Annotated in this window: 10 protein-coding genes; 8 read left to right on the forward strand and 2 right to left on the reverse strand. The window is 44.3% G+C overall.

All coding sequences use genetic code 11. From position 1 onward, the window contains the following. Window positions 1–129 precede the first annotated feature (129 nt). Window positions 130–300 carry a carbon storage regulator CsrA gene (gene csrA, locus BTJ40_RS10750; RefSeq protein ID WP_108733080.1) on the reverse strand — a complete coding sequence of 57 codons (171 nt, stop codon included), beginning with the start codon at window positions 298–300 and terminating at the stop codon, window positions 130–132. Window positions 301–862: 562 nt separating this feature from the next. Between csrA and BTJ40_RS10755 the strand changes: the two genes are divergently transcribed. The 4 genes from BTJ40_RS10755 to BTJ40_RS10775 all read left to right on the forward strand — a co-directional run bounded on the left by BTJ40_RS10755 (window position 863) and on the right by BTJ40_RS10775 (window position 14,337). Further along, window positions 863–1,330 (forward strand): hypothetical protein, encoded by a 468-nt coding sequence (locus BTJ40_RS10755; protein WP_108733090.1) that lies wholly within the window; start codon window positions 863–865, stop codon window positions 1,328–1,330. Window positions 1,331–1,826: 496 nt separating this feature from the next. Then, on the forward strand, window positions 1,827–11,399 hold the full coding sequence (locus tag BTJ40_RS10760) for an RHS repeat-associated core domain-containing protein (protein ID WP_192879403.1): 9,573 nt from the start codon (window positions 1,827–1,829) through the stop codon (window positions 11,397–11,399). Between the two features lie 632 nt (window positions 11,400–12,031). After that, on the forward strand, window positions 12,032–14,014 hold the full coding sequence (locus BTJ40_RS10770) for an RHS repeat-associated core domain-containing protein (protein WP_108733093.1): 1,983 nt from the start codon (window positions 12,032–12,034) through the stop codon (window positions 14,012–14,014). A gap of 11 nt (window positions 14,015–14,025) precedes the next feature. Then, entirely contained in the window at window positions 14,026–14,337 is a 312-nt protein-coding gene (locus BTJ40_RS10775; protein WP_157954010.1) for a hypothetical protein, read from the forward strand. A gap of 93 nt (window positions 14,338–14,430) precedes the next feature. Here the strand turns inward: BTJ40_RS10775 and BTJ40_RS22295 are convergent, their stop codons facing one another. Continuing rightward, entirely contained in the window at window positions 14,431–14,574 is a 144-nt protein-coding gene (locus tag BTJ40_RS22295) for a hypothetical protein (protein ID WP_157954011.1), read from the reverse strand. Window positions 14,575–14,872: 298 nt separating this feature from the next. Between BTJ40_RS22295 and BTJ40_RS10780 the strand changes: the two genes are divergently transcribed. From BTJ40_RS10780 to BTJ40_RS10795, 4 genes are all read left to right on the forward strand, one after another. Continuing rightward, window positions 14,873–15,418, forward strand: a complete 546-nt coding sequence (locus tag BTJ40_RS10780) for a hypothetical protein (RefSeq protein WP_108733095.1) — start codon at window positions 14,873–14,875, stop codon at window positions 15,416–15,418. Next, complete coding sequence (locus BTJ40_RS10785; RefSeq protein WP_108733096.1) at window positions 15,412–15,741, forward strand: hypothetical protein; 330 nt, start codon at window positions 15,412–15,414, stop codon at window positions 15,739–15,741. Before BTJ40_RS10780 ends, BTJ40_RS10785 begins: the two co-directional genes overlap by 7 nt. Window positions 15,742–16,028: 287 nt before the next feature. After that, a complete protein-coding gene (locus BTJ40_RS10790) occupies window positions 16,029–16,301 on the forward strand; it encodes a hypothetical protein (protein ID WP_157954012.1) in 273 nt (90 codons plus the stop codon). After that, window positions 16,280–16,726 carry a hypothetical protein gene (locus tag BTJ40_RS10795; RefSeq protein ID WP_157954013.1) on the forward strand — a complete coding sequence of 149 codons (447 nt, stop codon included), beginning with the start codon at window positions 16,280–16,282 and terminating at the stop codon, window positions 16,724–16,726. The genes BTJ40_RS10790 and BTJ40_RS10795 overlap by 22 nt, the downstream gene beginning before the upstream one ends. The last annotated feature ends 278 nt before the right edge of the window (window positions 16,727–17,004 follow it).

Below are 17,004 nucleotides of genomic sequence, written 5' to 3' on the forward strand. Positions count from 1 at the left end.
CTAACTGTAGGAGGCGTGCATTAGGCAATACAGCCCCACTTTCTGGGAGCTAAATGTCGACCACTCCAATCCACTAGTTCTAAATAGTGATCCAGCCGAAAGGGCAGCCCTTCCGGCATGTTCAGTTTCTCACTTTCTGCTCCTCTTGATACGCACATAAATTTCTTCGCGATAAACTGACAGGGATTTGGGAGCATTAATTCCAATCTTCACTTGATTGCCTTTAACCTCCAATACGGTAACTGAGATATTGGTTCCAATTCTCAAATTCTCGCCAGTTCGGCGCTTTAAAATCAACATGGACATTTCCTACAGGGACTAAAACTATGTGCGGATCTTCCGCATGGGGAATGCTTGGTAATTAATGTGTATCGTAGGAAGGGCGGTGCACGAGAGCGGTAGGGGTAGAAGAAGAAAAGACGGGCGCAACGCTGCCAGAGCTTGAGGGCACACCGCAAGCTGCTGAATCTACTCCACTTTATTGAAGACGAGCGGGTTTCTAGCGTATTATCCACTGAGCCACTTTGATAGGTTGCTTATCAATTTGGTTAGCTGGCCCCGGGTGTTGGTAGCACCTTGGGTCAGCGCCTTTTACTTACTCTTACGTCACGCTACCGTTCTCCTTTGAGAGATGGGTTTTTAGAAAGCTCTTGGGTATCTTGATCTTTTGGTCGCTAGCCTATACAGGCTGCCTCAATCACGGCCAAAATGTCGATAAATATCTGTCAATTCTACGCAGCTTTGACACTAAAACAAACTGAATAAAATCCAATAAGATTATTTTCGTGCCTATATTTTTATGGCCTTTTATCCGTAAAAATCCTGACTTTCTATTAACAATTCCCTGCAGACGTTTGACAACATGAACGCCTGGGGGCAAGTAGAGCAGGAGACCTATGGTAACGGTCTTGTAACCACCCGCACCTATAACCCTGATACCGGGCGCCTGGAAACCATTAAAACCGGTGGGGGAGCAATTCAAAACAATGAATACCAATGGCGCTCTAACGGAACCCTGGAAGGTCGCCTTAGCTACAGCAGTGTTGACGTGCTGCAAAAGCAGGAAGACTTTAGTTATGACGGCCTCAACCGCCTAACCAGCGCCTCCCTGGTTGTAGGGGGAGACAGGGTACTGAGTACTCAGTACGATAAGCTGGGTAATATCCTCTCCAAAAGCTCTAGTGTCGCCACGGATGCCCAGGTAGCGGACTACCAGTATGGGGAGTTTGGAAATGCCGGCCCCGTAATCCCTCCATATAGATATCCATACAGATGGAAAATGACAATAGTTCCAGAAACTACCGACCAGTATGAGAGGGAAAATTCCTAACCTGATAATGAGTGGGTTAACTAGGTAGGTCTAGGGAGCCTCTGAATAACTCCGTGATGCCTCTGGCTTGCAGAGCGGTTCACAATCAAGGCGCGGCTTCGCAGGAATGTCTAGACCTTTCAAGAAGTCGCAACGCGGAGTGTGAATCGCTCTGCAAGCCCCGAAGGGCGGGTCTTGAAGGCTGCATCTGCTGCGTTGCAGCTCTTGCCAAGGGCTACGGCCATTCGCGGCGAGCTGCGCCTAACATCTACAGCCTTCAAGACCCGCAGAGGCATTACGGAGTTATTCAGAGGCTCCCTAGGGCGATAGTTTTAAGAAACAATACCATTGCATGTCAATATTTTTTCGATTGCAGGGTTGGCTGTTTCTACCCAGAAATCAATATTTTTGTGATGTGTGTCACATTTTTAGGTTCTCGAAATCTTTTCCAATAAGAAAAGTGAGCTCAGGTTGGGTATATTGCGCGCCGAAATGGAATTCCTTGGGTTGGGTATCTGTGCGTCAACTATTTAACTGTTTTGTCTTGTTTCTCACATTTGCCACGGCCGGAGCTTATGGGGCTAGTTTTACGTCAATTCCGCCATCACCTGATGCAGATGGCAATTACACAGTTGAATGGACCACATCGGGACTGTTTGGGATTCGCCCAATAGTCACTATTAAGGAAAATGGGTCCTCAATTTACTCAGGTACTAGCACCTCTACGACCGTTTCAGGAAGATCAAGCGGTACGTACACATACCAGCTCTGGGGCACACGCAATGCCTCTGAACCGGGGCCGGAAGTTCTTATTGATTCAATGACCGTTAAGGTTTCGATTTTGCCTATTCCTGGCGTCATGTCGAAGCCGAATGCTCCCTCTACAGATACAGATGGTGCATACAATATCTCTTGGACAAAACCATCTGGCACGGTAACCAGCTATATTTTACAAGAGAGAAAAAACAGTGGGGGCTGGGTCAAAATACACGACGGTAGTGCCACCTCTAAATCCGTATCAAACAGAGGTGAAGGTACCTATCAATATAGGGTAAAAGCCTGTAACAGCAGTGGCTGCTCGGAGGCATGGAGTTCAGTCGACACTACCGAGAACTGGTTCAAACCAGGAGTGCCAGGAAGTATTTCTGGCCCGGCAAGTGTTTCGGGAAAATACGACGTCCCCACCTCTCTAAACTGGTCGCAAGCTTCTGGAACTATCACAAAATATGAAGTGTATAGTCGTCCTCTAAATGGTAATTGGGCTCTATACGGCACATCTAATTCAACTTCACGAACTGTTTTTCCCCCATTTGGGCAAACTACGCAGTATCGGGTTCGAGCATGCAATAAGGCGGCATGTGGAGACTATACGAGTGTTAAATCTGTTACGGCAATCCAAATAGCAACCATTTCTGGGCCGTCCAATGCGAATGACGTTTTCGTACTAAATTGGACTGCGCAATCAGGCTACATGGAAACTGAGGTCGAGCGAAAGCTGGATGGTGGCTCATACGGAAAAGTATGGTCTGGACAAAGCGCTTCGACCTCTTTTGATTACGATATAGGAAAATACCATTTTAGAATTCGAGAGTGTCTCAGAGCACATCAGCCACCCGGTGGTGATCCCTATATTGAACGGAGCTGTGGGTCTTGGGGGCTTGTCCATACGGTTGTCGTCAAAAAGACGCCAGCCTCCATTACTGTCCCGACAACTAATACATTGGGTAATTTTACGGTTAGTTGGTCTTCCGTAAACGATAGCGGCACTACCTATATTCTTCAGCAGAAGAAAGGTGACGGCAGTTGGGTTCAGTCTTACTCTGGCACTGAAACTTCACAAGCTGTATCGGGATTAGCGACAGATAGTTATCAATTTCGGGTGGCGGCCCAAAAAAATAATGTCCAAGGAGAGTTTAAAACCTCCTCTTCCACAATTGTGGTGCGAACCCCTCAGTCACTTAGTGTGCCGTCTGGGAAAAACACTAGCGGCTCCGTAAGCGTATCTTGGGGGAGTGTAAGCGGATCAACGTCATACCTACTCCAAAAGCAAAAGGGAAACACAGGATGGAGTGATATAGAGACAACAACTGCTACATCTAAAAGTTTTTCTGACCTATCAACCGACTCATATAAGTTTCGTGTTGCAGCTAAATTTGGCACAACAGTTGGGGAATTCAAAGAATCTAGTAACCTAGTGGATGTAGTGCGGACTCCATCAAGTATTTCCGCTCCTTCCGGTGTTAGTAATGCACATGAACATAAGGTTTCTTGGAGCAGTGTTACTGGCGCAACAGGTTATCGTCTACAGCAACAGAAAAACTCTGGGGATTGGGTTACTGTAGCTAATGTCACTGAAACCTTTAAAACTATACAAGTGGATGCTTCGGGAGAATATAAGTATAGAGTCGCTGCCAAATTAAACTCTTATGTAGGATTGTATAAAACATCTCCGAGTCTACTCACTGTAGAACTGCCACCGTCTAAGCCTATTTTATCTTCATCCGTAAATTTTAGTTATGGAGATTACGCCCTTACATGGGCGAATTCAGAGGGAAGTTATACTCATTTTAATTTTCAAGAAAAAATTGAAAGTTCAGGCAGTTGGATAGATTTGGAACCATCAAGTACAAATGAACATTCGGTGGTCAATCAGCCCAAAGGCGAGTATTTTTATCGTGTGCAGTCATGCTATTTCTCTGGCTGCAGCGATTGGTCGAATGTTGCGGGGGTGACGGTCTTAGTCCCCGCTTCGGATACCAGTAATTTATCTGGCAGTGTGGTTGATGGGAAGTATTTATTAAGCTGGAGTCCGGCTACAGGCTCTGTTTCGAAGTATGAAATTGAGAAAAAAATGGGGTCTGGAACTTGGAGTCTTCTAAGTTCACAATCCGAAACCAATTTAGATATTACTCAGAGCAAAGGTGAATCCACTAGTTATAGAGTTAGGGCCTGTAATGAGCTTGGTTGTGGAGGATATTCCAACACTTTCTCTATTTTAGTGGAAGGGGTATTCGCATCTCCTGAGCAATCTACGGGGGAATATCAACTGGCATGGCTTGAACAAAATAAGTATGCGCAGGAATACAGAGTCAATGAATCTTTTGACGGTGTTACCACTACGACGAACGTAGGTATTTCGTTTAACAAGAACTACTCAAAATTAAAAAACGGAACTTATGTCTATTCTGTAGAGCATAAAATAGACGTATATAACCCTGACGATGGTGAGTATGAATCAAGATGGTATGGACTTGGTTATGCTAGTGTGGAAGTTAATATTCCACTTCCTCTGAAGCCAGCTCTCTCATCATCAATTTCTAATCTATGGATTGGGGAGTCTACCGATATCGATTGGGAAGAGATTTCCTCTATCGTTGATTATTATGAGTTCCAGGAAAAGCTCCCTGGTGGTATATGGGCAAACAGAGAAAATGAGTCCTTAACATTTTCTAGTTCTGGTGATTATCAGTATAGAGTTAGAGCTGTAAATGTTACGGGACCTGGACCTTGGTCGAATACGGTTACTATCAGCGTATATCAAAGGCCTACAAGGCCCCATCTGATCTTGGATCATATTGGTATAAATGGAACTGTAAAAATAAGCTGGGAAGAAACAGGTGGTGATGCGGACTACTTCCTTCTGCGTAGCCCAACAGATACAGATTTTAACCCTGGAAGAATCAAAGGTGATAATTATACCGTTGATAGTGCAGATGTTGGAAAACAACAGTACCAGGTACAAGCGTGTTTGGAGCCGATGGAGTATTGCTCAGGGTGGTCAGATCCCAAAGAGACAAGAGTAATTGACGTTGCAGGGGGGGAGCCAGATTTGGGAGGAATGGCTGCACCTAATGAAGTAATTAGTTATCCACTACCAATAGATGAAAATCCTGTGATTTGGAGTGGTGATGTCTCTGTTAGTGGTGGTGCCCTCAATTATAGCTTTCCAATTGCCTTGCCACCGGGAAGAAATGATGTGCAACCGCAGTTAAGTATAGGTTACAGTAGCCAAGCAGGCTATGGGCTGTTAGGACAAGGATGGAACATCCCTACTGGAGGTGCTGTAGAGCGCTGTCCAAAGATATTTGCGATTGACGGTGTTGCCCGTCCAGTTCAGCTCGATATGCAAGACAGGTTGTGTCTAAGCGGCCAGAGACTGATTTTGCAGTCTGGTGTTCATGGCCAAGTGAATGCGATTTACGCCCCAGAAATATACGATGGGAGCCAGGTTACCCTGAAAGGTGGAGCTATTAGTTCTCCTTCTTCGTATTTTGAAGTTAAAACAAAGTCCAATCAAACCCTGACTTTTGGTAAAAAGAACTCGTCAACATTTGTTCCAAATGGAGTTTCCGAGCCATTGAGCTGGCACCTGGAAAAACAACAAGATTCATTTGGAAACAATATAAACTGGGAATATGAGCGAGTTTCGGACGAATTTAGGCTCAATAAAATCTATTACACCGGTTATCAGGATAATTTTGGGAGTCGAGTTATTGATTTTGAATATGAGGCGGCAAATAGGCAAAGAATAAAGTATAACCATGGCGCTCGTTTAATAGAAAATAGCCGGTTGCAAAAACTTAAAATATCAATCGATGGTGGCGCTGGTCATGAGTATAGGTTCTCTTACCTAAATGACGAAGATGTTGATAGGTTGGAAACTGTTAGCTTTTGCCCCTCAAGCAATATTTGTACTTCTAATCGTGTCGAGTGGGGTAAGGTAGAGGGAGTTACTGGTTCAGATATCCCCGAAGTTACATTGCAACCTCATCCTGGAGGGGGGCTCTATACGAGAGCGGAAGGTGGTCGAGATTTTGATGGTGATGGCCGGTTTGATATTTGGGCGCGAGGCCAGGGCTTTTATTTGTCGTCACTTCAAGCCTGGGTCGACGATGATGAAGTCCGTGATTTAACGAGCTTATCTAACCAGTTCGATAGTTCACGTGTAGATATCAACCTAGATGGTAAAGATGACCTGCTCTTTACTACTGAGGATAGAAAGCTGAAGTTTGCTACATGGAATAGCAATAAACAGTCTTTCGACAAGATAGATACCGGGGTTCAATCACAATGTGAATTTGCAATTGCGCTAGCAATTAGTCCGTCAGCGAAAGATCTGGCAAATTTTTGTGAAAGCGCCACTTCAGATATTGATGGTGATGGCGCGACAGATGTTTTGATGCCGTACCAAAAATTGAGCAATTTTGTCTATTCCTATCGTCTATACCGAAATGAGGGTGGCAGTTTAGTTTATAAAGCTGAATTTACGGCAGGTGCCTATGGCGCTATCAGTATGCGCGATATCGACGGTGATGGCATACAAGATGTGTTAATTAATGCAGCAACGCTTCAGTCGGATAAGGTGCGTTGGTTCAAGGTGTCTCGCAACGGTAATTCTTGGAGTGTTGGTTCTGAAAATACTATTAGCTTTTCCGGGCTGCACAGCAGCAGATCTTCCCATGGTAGAGCGGTAACAAAGTGGGCCGATATTAATGGAGATGGTTTACAGGATTTGCTGACCCTAAATTCTGAAAATGGCATAAATTACAATTGGTACTATGCGTTAAACAAAGGGAATGGGACATTTACCAGTTTTGCTAATAGCGGACAGGAAGAATTTGCATTAAGAAAGACCCAAATGGTTGCCGGTGGCAGTGTTCGGGCTTCTGATGCAATTTGGACGCTAAATGGATTTGCCTTCGCCGCCGATATTAATCAGGATGGGATTGAGGATCTGGTTGCGCCTACAACTCGGGCCTATCAGGCGCTCTGCGATAATAAAGGACACACTGGTAACCCCTGTAACATTGATACCAGCTTGGAAGATCAGCCGGTTCAATATGATGTTTATAGCTGGTCGGCATTTATTGCGAGATTTGATAAGAATGGGCTCAGCTTTGAAGAGATTGATCTAGGGGTTTTATCTCACAAGGAAACTTTGTTTCAGGCTGACCTTAATGGCGATGGTGTTATGGATTACGGGTCATTTCTTGGAGCCAGTGGCCTGACCTACTCATATAAAGGCCCATCGCCAGGTATTTATACTACTTCGGGAAATAGAAGTAGCCACGACCTGGTTAAAGCTATTCATCTTTCCGGTGATCGAATCGAAAAGCACCGCTTTGAATATGCCGGACTTTCGGCATTACACGATGATGGCTCTCGGCTATATGTGCCAAATGAGCAACCCCAAAATTACCCGTATACAAACTTCATTAATGGTATGCGCCTTATCAAGTCGGTGAAGACTGATAATGGGTTAAGTGCGTTTAACACTGAGTTGTATAGCTATAAGGGCGCGGTAGCCAATCTTAAGGGGCGCGGATTTGCAGGGTTTAGAGAGATAACGCGGACTGAGCTTAGTACTGGGAATCGTGACGTTTCAACTTTCCTTCAAGCGTTTCCTTACGGAGGTGTTGTAGAAAGTCGTAAACAGTATACGTCGGAGGGCGAATTATTTTTTGAACATCGCCTGGTGGATAAAACGCACGACTTTGGTCAGCCATCTGGAACTTATCTTCCGCGTGTAATTAGTGAATTACAAAAAGACTATGAAATCGCCGATGGCACATTGGTATCCACCGTTACGCGAAATTCGAATTTCGATGCAATGGGAAATACGATTCTCGCAACAGCGATCGAAGTTGATCAATATGGTTCAAGTTATAAGTCTAGCTTTGCAGAATTTGAAACTGTAAGTGGCTGCCGCAATCGACAAAAATTTTCTGAAGAAAAGAGTTCCAGAGATAATTTTGATCATGGTGCCGGTGCGTTAAATGTACCCGAACAGTGGGTGCGTACCGACTTGTCTAACTATGAAAGCTGCGTTGCACGCCAAATAGATATGACAGCCAGTCAGAGTCCTAATACTAAATCCACAAAGCTGACTTTTGATCAGTACGGGAATGTTCTTACCACCACGAAAGTAGGGATTACAGAAGAAAACAGGGTTTCCACTGCTGTTTATGATATTGATGGGTACTTTATTGAGTCAACCTTTAATAGCTTGTGGGGAGGTACAGTTAGGGCCTATCAAATAACAAATCCCTGGTTCGGTAAAGTAACGAGAGTGACGGATGTCAATAATCGCGTTACAAAGAATACCCTAGGCGATTTTGGTCAAGTTCTGAAAGTGGATTCAGATATTGCGCCGACCAGCTACAGCCGCCAAGTATGGTGTGATGGAAGTTGTCCAGGAAATGCGATTATTAAGTCCGTCACTTTAACAGAAGGGGGGGCTCCCGGTACCTCTTATCAAGATACTTTGGGGCGTGTCATTAAAGTTGAAAGCCAGGGTTTTGATGGCAGGGCAGTGGTGGCCACTAAGTCCTTCGATTCTAGTGGCCGCTTAATCAGGAGTGAAGAGCCGCACTTTGAAGGCCAGCTGGCAACTTTTGAAAGTTGGGATGAGTTCGATGCAATGAATCGTGCTGGTCGCCATGAACGGTTTAACAACCCTTTAGGCTTTGTGACAACGTATGCATACTCTGGCGCTGGAGTCGGTGTAGCCGTGAAAAACAGCGATGGTGCTACGTTAAGCATGGAAAAGGCCTATGGTGCGAGTAAACAATTGGCTTTCACCATTGATGCTATGGGCGGGAAAACTTTCTATCGTTACGATGGTGCAGGACGTCTTGTGTCGCTGGTTGATAGCGCAGGCAATGATACCACTTATGAATACAATGGGTTTGGTGAGGTTACATCAATTGATGATCCTAATTCCGGGCGTACTACTTTCTTTTACAATGAATTTGGTGAGCGTACGGATAGTATTGATGCAAACAATCAAACGACTAGCACATTTTATGATGAGCTAGGCCGTGTTACTGGTATTGTGAACGGTGATGATGCAACGGCAAAAATATACGACCAGAATGGACTCTATGGATTGCTGACAACTGAAGCTCGTAACGAGGAATACATTCGCCTATTCGACTATTTGCCGGGCACTTTACATCCTAGTGCTACTTACACCCTGATTGAAGATCAGATCTTTACTGAAAGTGTTGCATGGGATACGAGCTTGCATCGTATCACTGTAGTGCAAACTGCCATGGGTGAAATTTTCCGTAATCGTTTCAATGAGCGTGGATTCCACTATATCGATGAGCGGTATATCGGTGGATCTAACTGGGAAGTGTTGCGGGAGCTTCAGGAAGCTACTGCAACTGGAGCGACAGTCGCACAGCAATTTATGTCGGGTATTGAGCAGCGTACAAATCGTTACTCTGGTAGTGATATTATTGATGGTATTTGTGCTGGTGGTATGAATTGCCTGGGGTCGGAAACTATTCAGGCGATTGATTATCGGCATAATGCCTGGGGTAATGTCATTGGGGAAGAACACCTGCATAATGGATTGAATTATGAGTATGTTTACGATGACTTGCATCGTTTAACGTTTCAAACCGTGTCGTCTAGTGATTTCCCCACATATGATCGTGATATAGATTACGATTATGATGCAGTGGGTAATCTGTTGTTCAAGACGGATTACGCCGATACCATATACTATGGCAACTCTTCTAAATCTCTAGGTGGCAATGCCGGGCCACATGCGGTTAGATCTCTAATTACCGTTGATGGAAATACTCATACGCTGGTATATGACAATGCAGGTAACCTGTTGACCGGTATTGGGATGAAAGTTGAGTACGATGGCTACAACCAGGCCAACAAAGTTGAGCGGAATGGGGTTGTTAGTGAGTACTGGTACAATACTGAAGGTAAACCATACAAAAAGATTACTACGCGGGAACATGAAAGTGAGACAACCCTTTATATAGGTGGTTCTTACGAATTGATCACCACAGATGATGGTTCGTCTGTCACAGAAAGCGAACGGCTAAATTACGGTGGTTACTTCGTTGTCAATAAATCAGAGGAAAATACCGAGCGCAGGATTCTTTTAACAGATCGTCTTGGCAGTGTTACAACAATTGTAGATGCTGACAAGCAGCCCGGTGAAAGTGGTTTTATAAAACAATATCGAAGCTATGACCCATTTGGACAAGTTAGAAACTTCCAAGGGGCTGATGATCTTTCGGAGTTTGAGATCACCGATCAAGGTTTTACCGGTCACCGTCATTTGAACGACCAAGAGCTTATTCATATGAATGGACGGGTCTATGACTATCAGTTGGGTCGCTTCTTGTCACCAGACCCGATTATTCTTGATCCTAAAAATAGCCAAAGCCTGAATGCCTATAGTTATATAATGAATAACCCTCTTTGGGGAACTGATCCCACGGGGTATTATCCTGATAAGGGGGATACTGGGCAGGGGGTAAATACCCGTTCTAAATCGGAGGCTAGTCCAACTGATGAAGAGGGTATAGCTAGCAAAAGGTCTGTTTCTAAGGGGGATACGGGACGTACTTATAAGCCTGTTGGCAGTAGAATTCACAGAAAAGTTACAGCGACAGCGAAAGTTGACGGCAATGGTAATGGTACCCTTTCATACAGTGCCGGAACTACAAAGCTGGGTAGTTATAAAATTTCTGGGTTGATGTCTAATTCAGTTTCTGGTAATTCTGTTTCAGAGATGACAGGTGTGGGTTCTGGGCAGAGTAGCGGGGAGGATGTAACTACTGCTAGTCAGTCTCAGCCTGAAGGAGATGCAGTTGTTGGTTCAGATGATGATGTACAAAAGGGGCACGGCTTATCGCTGGGAGATAACCCGCTAAGTGATAAATTGGTGGCTAACCATGCAGCGGAGGATTATGCAAAGGCAAGCCAGGAGTGTTCTAAGCATGAAACTTGTCGAGTAAGGCAATACATTCGGCACTATTCGTCAGACGATGTTAAGCGAATGAATAATTCAATGGTTTTTTATGAGACCGTTATTGTGGCATTTCCTACAGGCGTTGGGGTTGGTTTTGCAAGCATTAGATTAGGGTTTAATGTAGTTAAAAGTGCGGGGGTTGGATCTGTTGTTGGTGCTGCAGAGGTATATGGTGGGTTAGGTTTTACAAGATATAACCCAGGAGATATAGATATATTGACCTCTGCACAATATCACGATCGCAGTGGGGGAAGTAAAAGTCTTCGTGCCTGGACAACGACAACAAGAATAAATAGAGCGGATTGATATTTATGAACCTTAATAGGTCGTTATTATTTGTCTATTGGTTGGTCATATTTTTACTGGTTGTACTGATTGATTTAACGAATGTCATAGCTTATGTATATTCACTTTTTTCTAATTCAGAGAATCAAAAGCTAATCAGCTCAATTCAGATGGGCTTTAAAGTTGGATTTATAGTTGTTGCTTATCATTTATATGTTTTTATTAAACGAAAAATATTGAAAAATTTTGATAAAAAGCAATAGTTAAATTTGTATGTTTATCCAATAAAAAACAAAAGGCTAACCGTTAACTGCTAGTGCTCCAACGGTCGTATGGTTTGTTCCACCTAGTACTGTAAGAAGCCTGTACCTGGGCCCCTACAAAAGCTCCGCTGGTGATCCCGGCGGGGCTTTTTATTTAACTGATCTGCCGCTTGGTATCCCAGCGCCGGGATTGATACTTTAGGAATCAGCAGGATGCTGCAGAAAGGAAGCGCCGACAGTCGTCTATACCGTGCATCCAGCGTTTATTGAGCTGGATACAGGCTTGCTGTACTGTCTCCACTGATCCCACCAAACCTTTAAAGCGACTTTCAAAGTTTCTGTTGAGGTATAGCCAGTGTTTTGGTGAGATGCCTAGTCGTTTGAGGATGGGTGGCGTGCTTTCAGCAATATAACCTCGTTTTCTGGGGTCTAGATGTCGACCACTCCAGTCCACTAGCTCTAAATAGTGATCCAACTGAAAGGGCGATTGATTATCGGCATAATGCCTGGGGTAATGTCATTGGGGAAGAACACCTGCATAATGGATTGAATTATGACTATGTTTACGATGACTTGCATCGTTTAACGTTTCAAACCGTGTCGTCTAGTGATTTCCCCACATATGATCGTGATATAGATTACGATTATGATGCAGTGGGTAATCTGTTGTTCAAGACGGATTACGCCGATACTATATACTATGGCAACTCTTCTAAATCTCTAGGTGGCAATGCCGGGCCACATGCGGTTAGATCTCTAATTACCGTTGATGGAAATACTCATACGCTGGTATATGACAATGCAGGTAACCTGTTGACCGGTATTGGGATGAAAGTTGAGTACGATGGCTACAACCAGGCCAACAAAGTTGAGCGGAATGGGGTTGTTAGTGAGTACTGGTACAATACTGAAGGTAAACCATATAAAAAGATTACTACGCGGGAACATGAAAGTGAGACAACCCTTTATATAGGTGGTTCTTACGAATTGATCACCACAGATGATGGTTCGTCTGTCACAGAAAGCGAACGGCTAAATTACGGTGGTTACTTCGTTGTCAATAAATCAGAGGAAAATACCGAGCGCAGGATTCTTTTAACAGATCGTCTTGGCAGTGTTACAACAATTGTAGATGCTGACAAGCAGCCCGGTGAAAGTGGTTTTATAAAACAATATCGAAGCTACGACCCATTTGGACAAGTTAGAAACTTCCAAGGGGCTGATGATCTTTCGGAGTTTGAGATCACCGATCAAGGTTTTACCGGTCACCGTCATTTGAACGACCAAGAGCTTATTCATATGAATGGACGGGTCTATGACTATCAGTTGGGTCGCTTCTTGTCACCAGACCCGATTATTCTTGATCCTAAAAATAGCCAAAGCCTGAATGCCTATAGTTATATAATGAATAACCCTCTTTGGGGAACTGATCCCACGGGGTATTATCCTGATAAGGGGGATACTGGGCAGGGGGTAAATACCCGTTCTAAATCGGAGGCTAGTCCAACTGATGAAGAGGGTATAGCTAGCAAAAGGTCTGTTTCTAAGGGGGATACGGGACGTACTTATAAGCCTGTTGGCAGTAGAATTCACAGAAAAGTTACAGCGACAGCGAAAGTTGACGGCAATGGTAATGGTACCCTTTCATACAGTGCCGGAACTACAAAGCTGGGTAGTTATAAAATTTCTGGGTTGATGTCTAATTCAGTTTCTGGTAATTCTGTTTCAGAGATGACAGGTGTGGGTTCTGGGCAGAGTAATAATTCAAATGATTCTGCTACCGCGGAGCTATTGATTGGTGGGCCATATGGCAAGAATGCTTATGGACATGTAGCTTTGCGAGTCCAAGGTGAAAACGATGATGGCGCTTATGATTTTGTTTATGACTTTGGCCGTTATGGAAAAACTTGGGGGATAGGAAATAGTGAAGGCGAAGGAATGCTTAGAATCTGGACAAGTTTTGACGATTACATAAAAGGAGAAAATGCGACTGGCCGAACGACAACCGGCTATGTATTTGCAATTTCTAATGAAGAGGCCGGAAGAATTAATAGCCACTTTAGATCTATTACTGAAGGGATACAGCCAAGTAAAGTTAGGGGCTCCATGCAGCAATTCAGGTTGGCTACGGATTATCATGCGGCGAACTGCAATTGTACGACGGTGGCCTTGGATGGCCTTAGAGCCGGCAGGCCGTCTTTGTATAACGCATTAAACCAAAATAGATTTGATCGAGGTCGAGGTTTGAGCTGGCTTGAAAATAAGTCTTATGGTTTATCGAAACAAGGTAATGGAGTAAGACTTCCATTGGATTTGCAAAGTGCGGCCGATAGTTACGGTAAAGCAATTGAAGTCAATACGTACAAATGGTGACGGAATTTCTCATGGCGAAATATATTATGAGTATCTTATTCGGATTGTTATTGGCTGGAGTGGCTTTCTATGCTGGAGCGAAAGTGAAGGAGAGGTGCCTTCTGCAGCTTCCAATGTATAAGCTCAACGAGAGCGTAAAGCTTCAACTTGACCCCGATAATATTGGGGAGTTGCCTGCGGGATCAACTGTCTATGAGTTCGATGAGAAAGGTGAGACGACCACTTACATCGTCGTATTTAATTTAAAAAATAGGATGATATTGGAGCCATTCAAAAGCGAAAAGAAAAACCTCGTTGACCCTTTGGACGCATATGTGGAGTGAATGGTGCTGGGGGTAAGTCTTTAAGTTGACATTGAGTCAAAATTATCAAATCCCCGGCAGAGAAGTCTGCCGGGGATTTGTCGTTATGGACCTTCAAGCCTGCTTCTTCAGTTTGGCGTTCTCGATAAACGTATCGATCACCTGCCGCTTGGTGGCGGCGTCCAGCTTCTCAATTTTCTGCATTCGCCGCAGCAGCCGGGAATACGGCTGCCGGACCTTCTTCACCCCGAGCAGCACATCCGTGCTGACCTTGAGGGCCTGCGCCAGGTCTACCAGCAGACCGCCGTTCTAGCCGGCAATCAGGAGGGGCAAACGCCCCTCGGCTTTAGCCGCTTGCAGCGGCCGGTAACGTCGGCGGTGCGGCAAAGTTAAGCGAAAAAGTGCCTTGGGGGTTGTGACCTGATAATCTGGGGTTCGCCTTGGCGCGAGTGCTCTTTAAGTCCTTGATTGCATTGGGGTTGTAGCGGAAATAGCGGCGGGTTCGCGCCGGAACAACTCTTCTGGGCAGAGTGAATCTTTAGCTGGAAATGCGGAGTTGTTGGCTATTGAAGGCCGATACAAGGCGATGATTCAGGGGGCCAAAAACAAAGATTGGAATGTCGCGGCTGGTACGTTAGAAAACTTCATGAGCCAAGAAAAGGACCCCTTGGAAATATCGTCAGATTGGCTTCTTCAGCAGCCATCTATATTGGCAGCGGTAGAAAAGAACAAAGGGCGCTTTTATGATTCTTTAATGGGTATAGCAAATTCAATGAAGCCAGGAGAGTCAAGGAGCTTCAGTGATTATTGGGATGTTCTGGTCGAGGCAGAAGTATTTACTGAGTTCTATTATGCCAGTGGGAAGTCTACGCTCACGTCAACTGGAAATTTCAATCTTAATGCTGCAGGAAATGGATTAATAACAATCAGAGGCAGTATTCAACACTCTTGGTATGACCGTTATGATTGGCATGATGGGTTGAGCGTGACGGTTCCAATATTTGGAACCATTAGCGATAGTGACGGAAATAAAATGATAGAAGCTGGAAGGGCGAAGGAATTTGATATGCGCTCTACCTGGTTGGAGAACGTCGAATGGTAAATTCAATTATAAAGTGCCTTTTTTTCTGCATTTTCTTTGTGACTGGATACAAGGCAAACGCAAATGAGCTCGGATGCGAATTTCGTCCAATTTATTTGAACGTAAAGCCAGGGAAGCATCCCTATGAGCTTGGCTCTGCAAGCATGAATTCAGAACTTCGGGACAGATTGCTAATGATTCTTAGATATTATGGAAAAGATGCAAAGGCACTAGGTCGCTCAAAGTTGGGAATTTCTTGTGATTTGTATGCTGATTTAGACTTTCTTGTAAGTGTCACAAAAAAATCTTTAGACAAGAAATGGTTGGAAGAGCATAAAAATTAGGCTTTCAGTTTGGGCAGAGTAGCGGGGAGGATGTAACTACTGCTAGTCAGTCTCAGCCTCAGGGGGGGGCTTCTGCTGCTGTCAGTTCAGATGATGGTGCACAAAAGAGCAGATCTCCGCTAGATGAGGCTATTGGTAACGCTCATTCGCGACTTGATGCTCTTAGGCGTGGCCTTGAAGATGCAAACTCAATTTGGGAAGGTCAACACTTAGGAATGTATGTATATGAGGTCGATGGAAAGTATATTCTGTCACAACCCTTTCCAGCAGACGTGGAGGGTGGTTATTTGGTTAACCCAGATAATCAAGGGTTTGCGGGCACCTCATTTTCTGTTGATCTTGACGAAGTAAATATAGCTGCTGTAGCTATTAATGATGTAGCTGGGACATGGCGGTCTCCAGAGCAATGGAGTAAAGGGGTTTATCTAAACTGGTCTAGTCAAATTGATGGGCCTGTTTCTGTGACTATTAATAATAATAGTTATCCTTGGTATAAAACTAGCTGGAGATTTCAACAGGATCAATGTATGAGAACTGGATGGAAAGATGGGCCATGTTGACAAAAACGATTGCTAAAATTATCTATGTAGGGCTAGTTAGTTTACTTGCTTGTAATGTACAGGGGGGTGAATTAGCGAAGCATGTATCAATTTATAAGCTCATAGTCGAGCCCGAAAAATATGACGGCCAGCTTGTGATGGTGTCCGGTTATATTGGTGGAAGGAATGGTCCTAGTAGAGGCTTATTCGTTAGGAAAATTGACGCATTAATTACTAACACGGTGAACAAAATAAATTTTGATAGATCTTCTGCATCTGAAGCCGTATTCGAAAAATGTCCATGGTCTTATGTGACTGTCGTGGGGAATTTTTCAGTTTCACCTGCCGCTGGTAAATTAACATTAAGAAATATTCGATCTGTTAGCTCCTTTGATATCTCTAATGAGGAGCAAGGGGTTAAACGCCTACCTTGCTATCATGAATAGTCGGAATCAGCATTGACCCGGAGCAATTTTCATGCTGCACAAAGAATAGAAATCCTAGACACCCAAAGATTGGAGAGGGGTGCTAACGGTGTTGCTGATACCTGCTCTAACGACTATTTCTTACCGGTTTAGAGCTCAGGCGCGGCGGAACCCTAAAAAATTATATTTTGGGGTTCGAAAGCCGTGGTTTTGGAGAAAAGCGGGGAGGAGTAGTACCGATAAATTGAGTAGGAATCAGCAGGATGCTGCAGAAAGGAAGCGCCGACAGTCGTCTATAC

It is taken from the genome of Microbulbifer sp. A4B17, assembly GCF_003076275.1.
Taxonomy (GTDB): domain Bacteria; phylum Pseudomonadota; class Gammaproteobacteria; order Pseudomonadales; family Cellvibrionaceae; genus Microbulbifer.

Bases quoted from the DNA above. Each gene is read 5' to 3' on its own strand.
- csrA (WP_108733080.1), bottom strand. From the start codon at position 300: ATGTTGATTTTAAAGCGCCGAACTGGCGAGAATTTGAGAATTGGAACC.
- BTJ40_RS10755 (WP_108733090.1), top strand. From the start codon at position 863: ATGAACGCCTGGGGGCAAGTAGAGCAGGAGACCTATGGTAACGGTCTT.
- BTJ40_RS10775 (WP_157954010.1), top strand. From the start codon at position 14,026: ATGGCGAAATATATTATGAGTATCTTATTCGGATTGTTATTGGCTGGA.
- BTJ40_RS10785 (WP_108733096.1), top strand. From the start codon at position 15,412: ATGGTAAATTCAATTATAAAGTGCCTTTTTTTCTGCATTTTCTTTGTG.
- BTJ40_RS10795 (WP_157954013.1), top strand. From the start codon at position 16,280: ATGGAAAGATGGGCCATGTTGACAAAAACGATTGCTAAAATTATCTAT.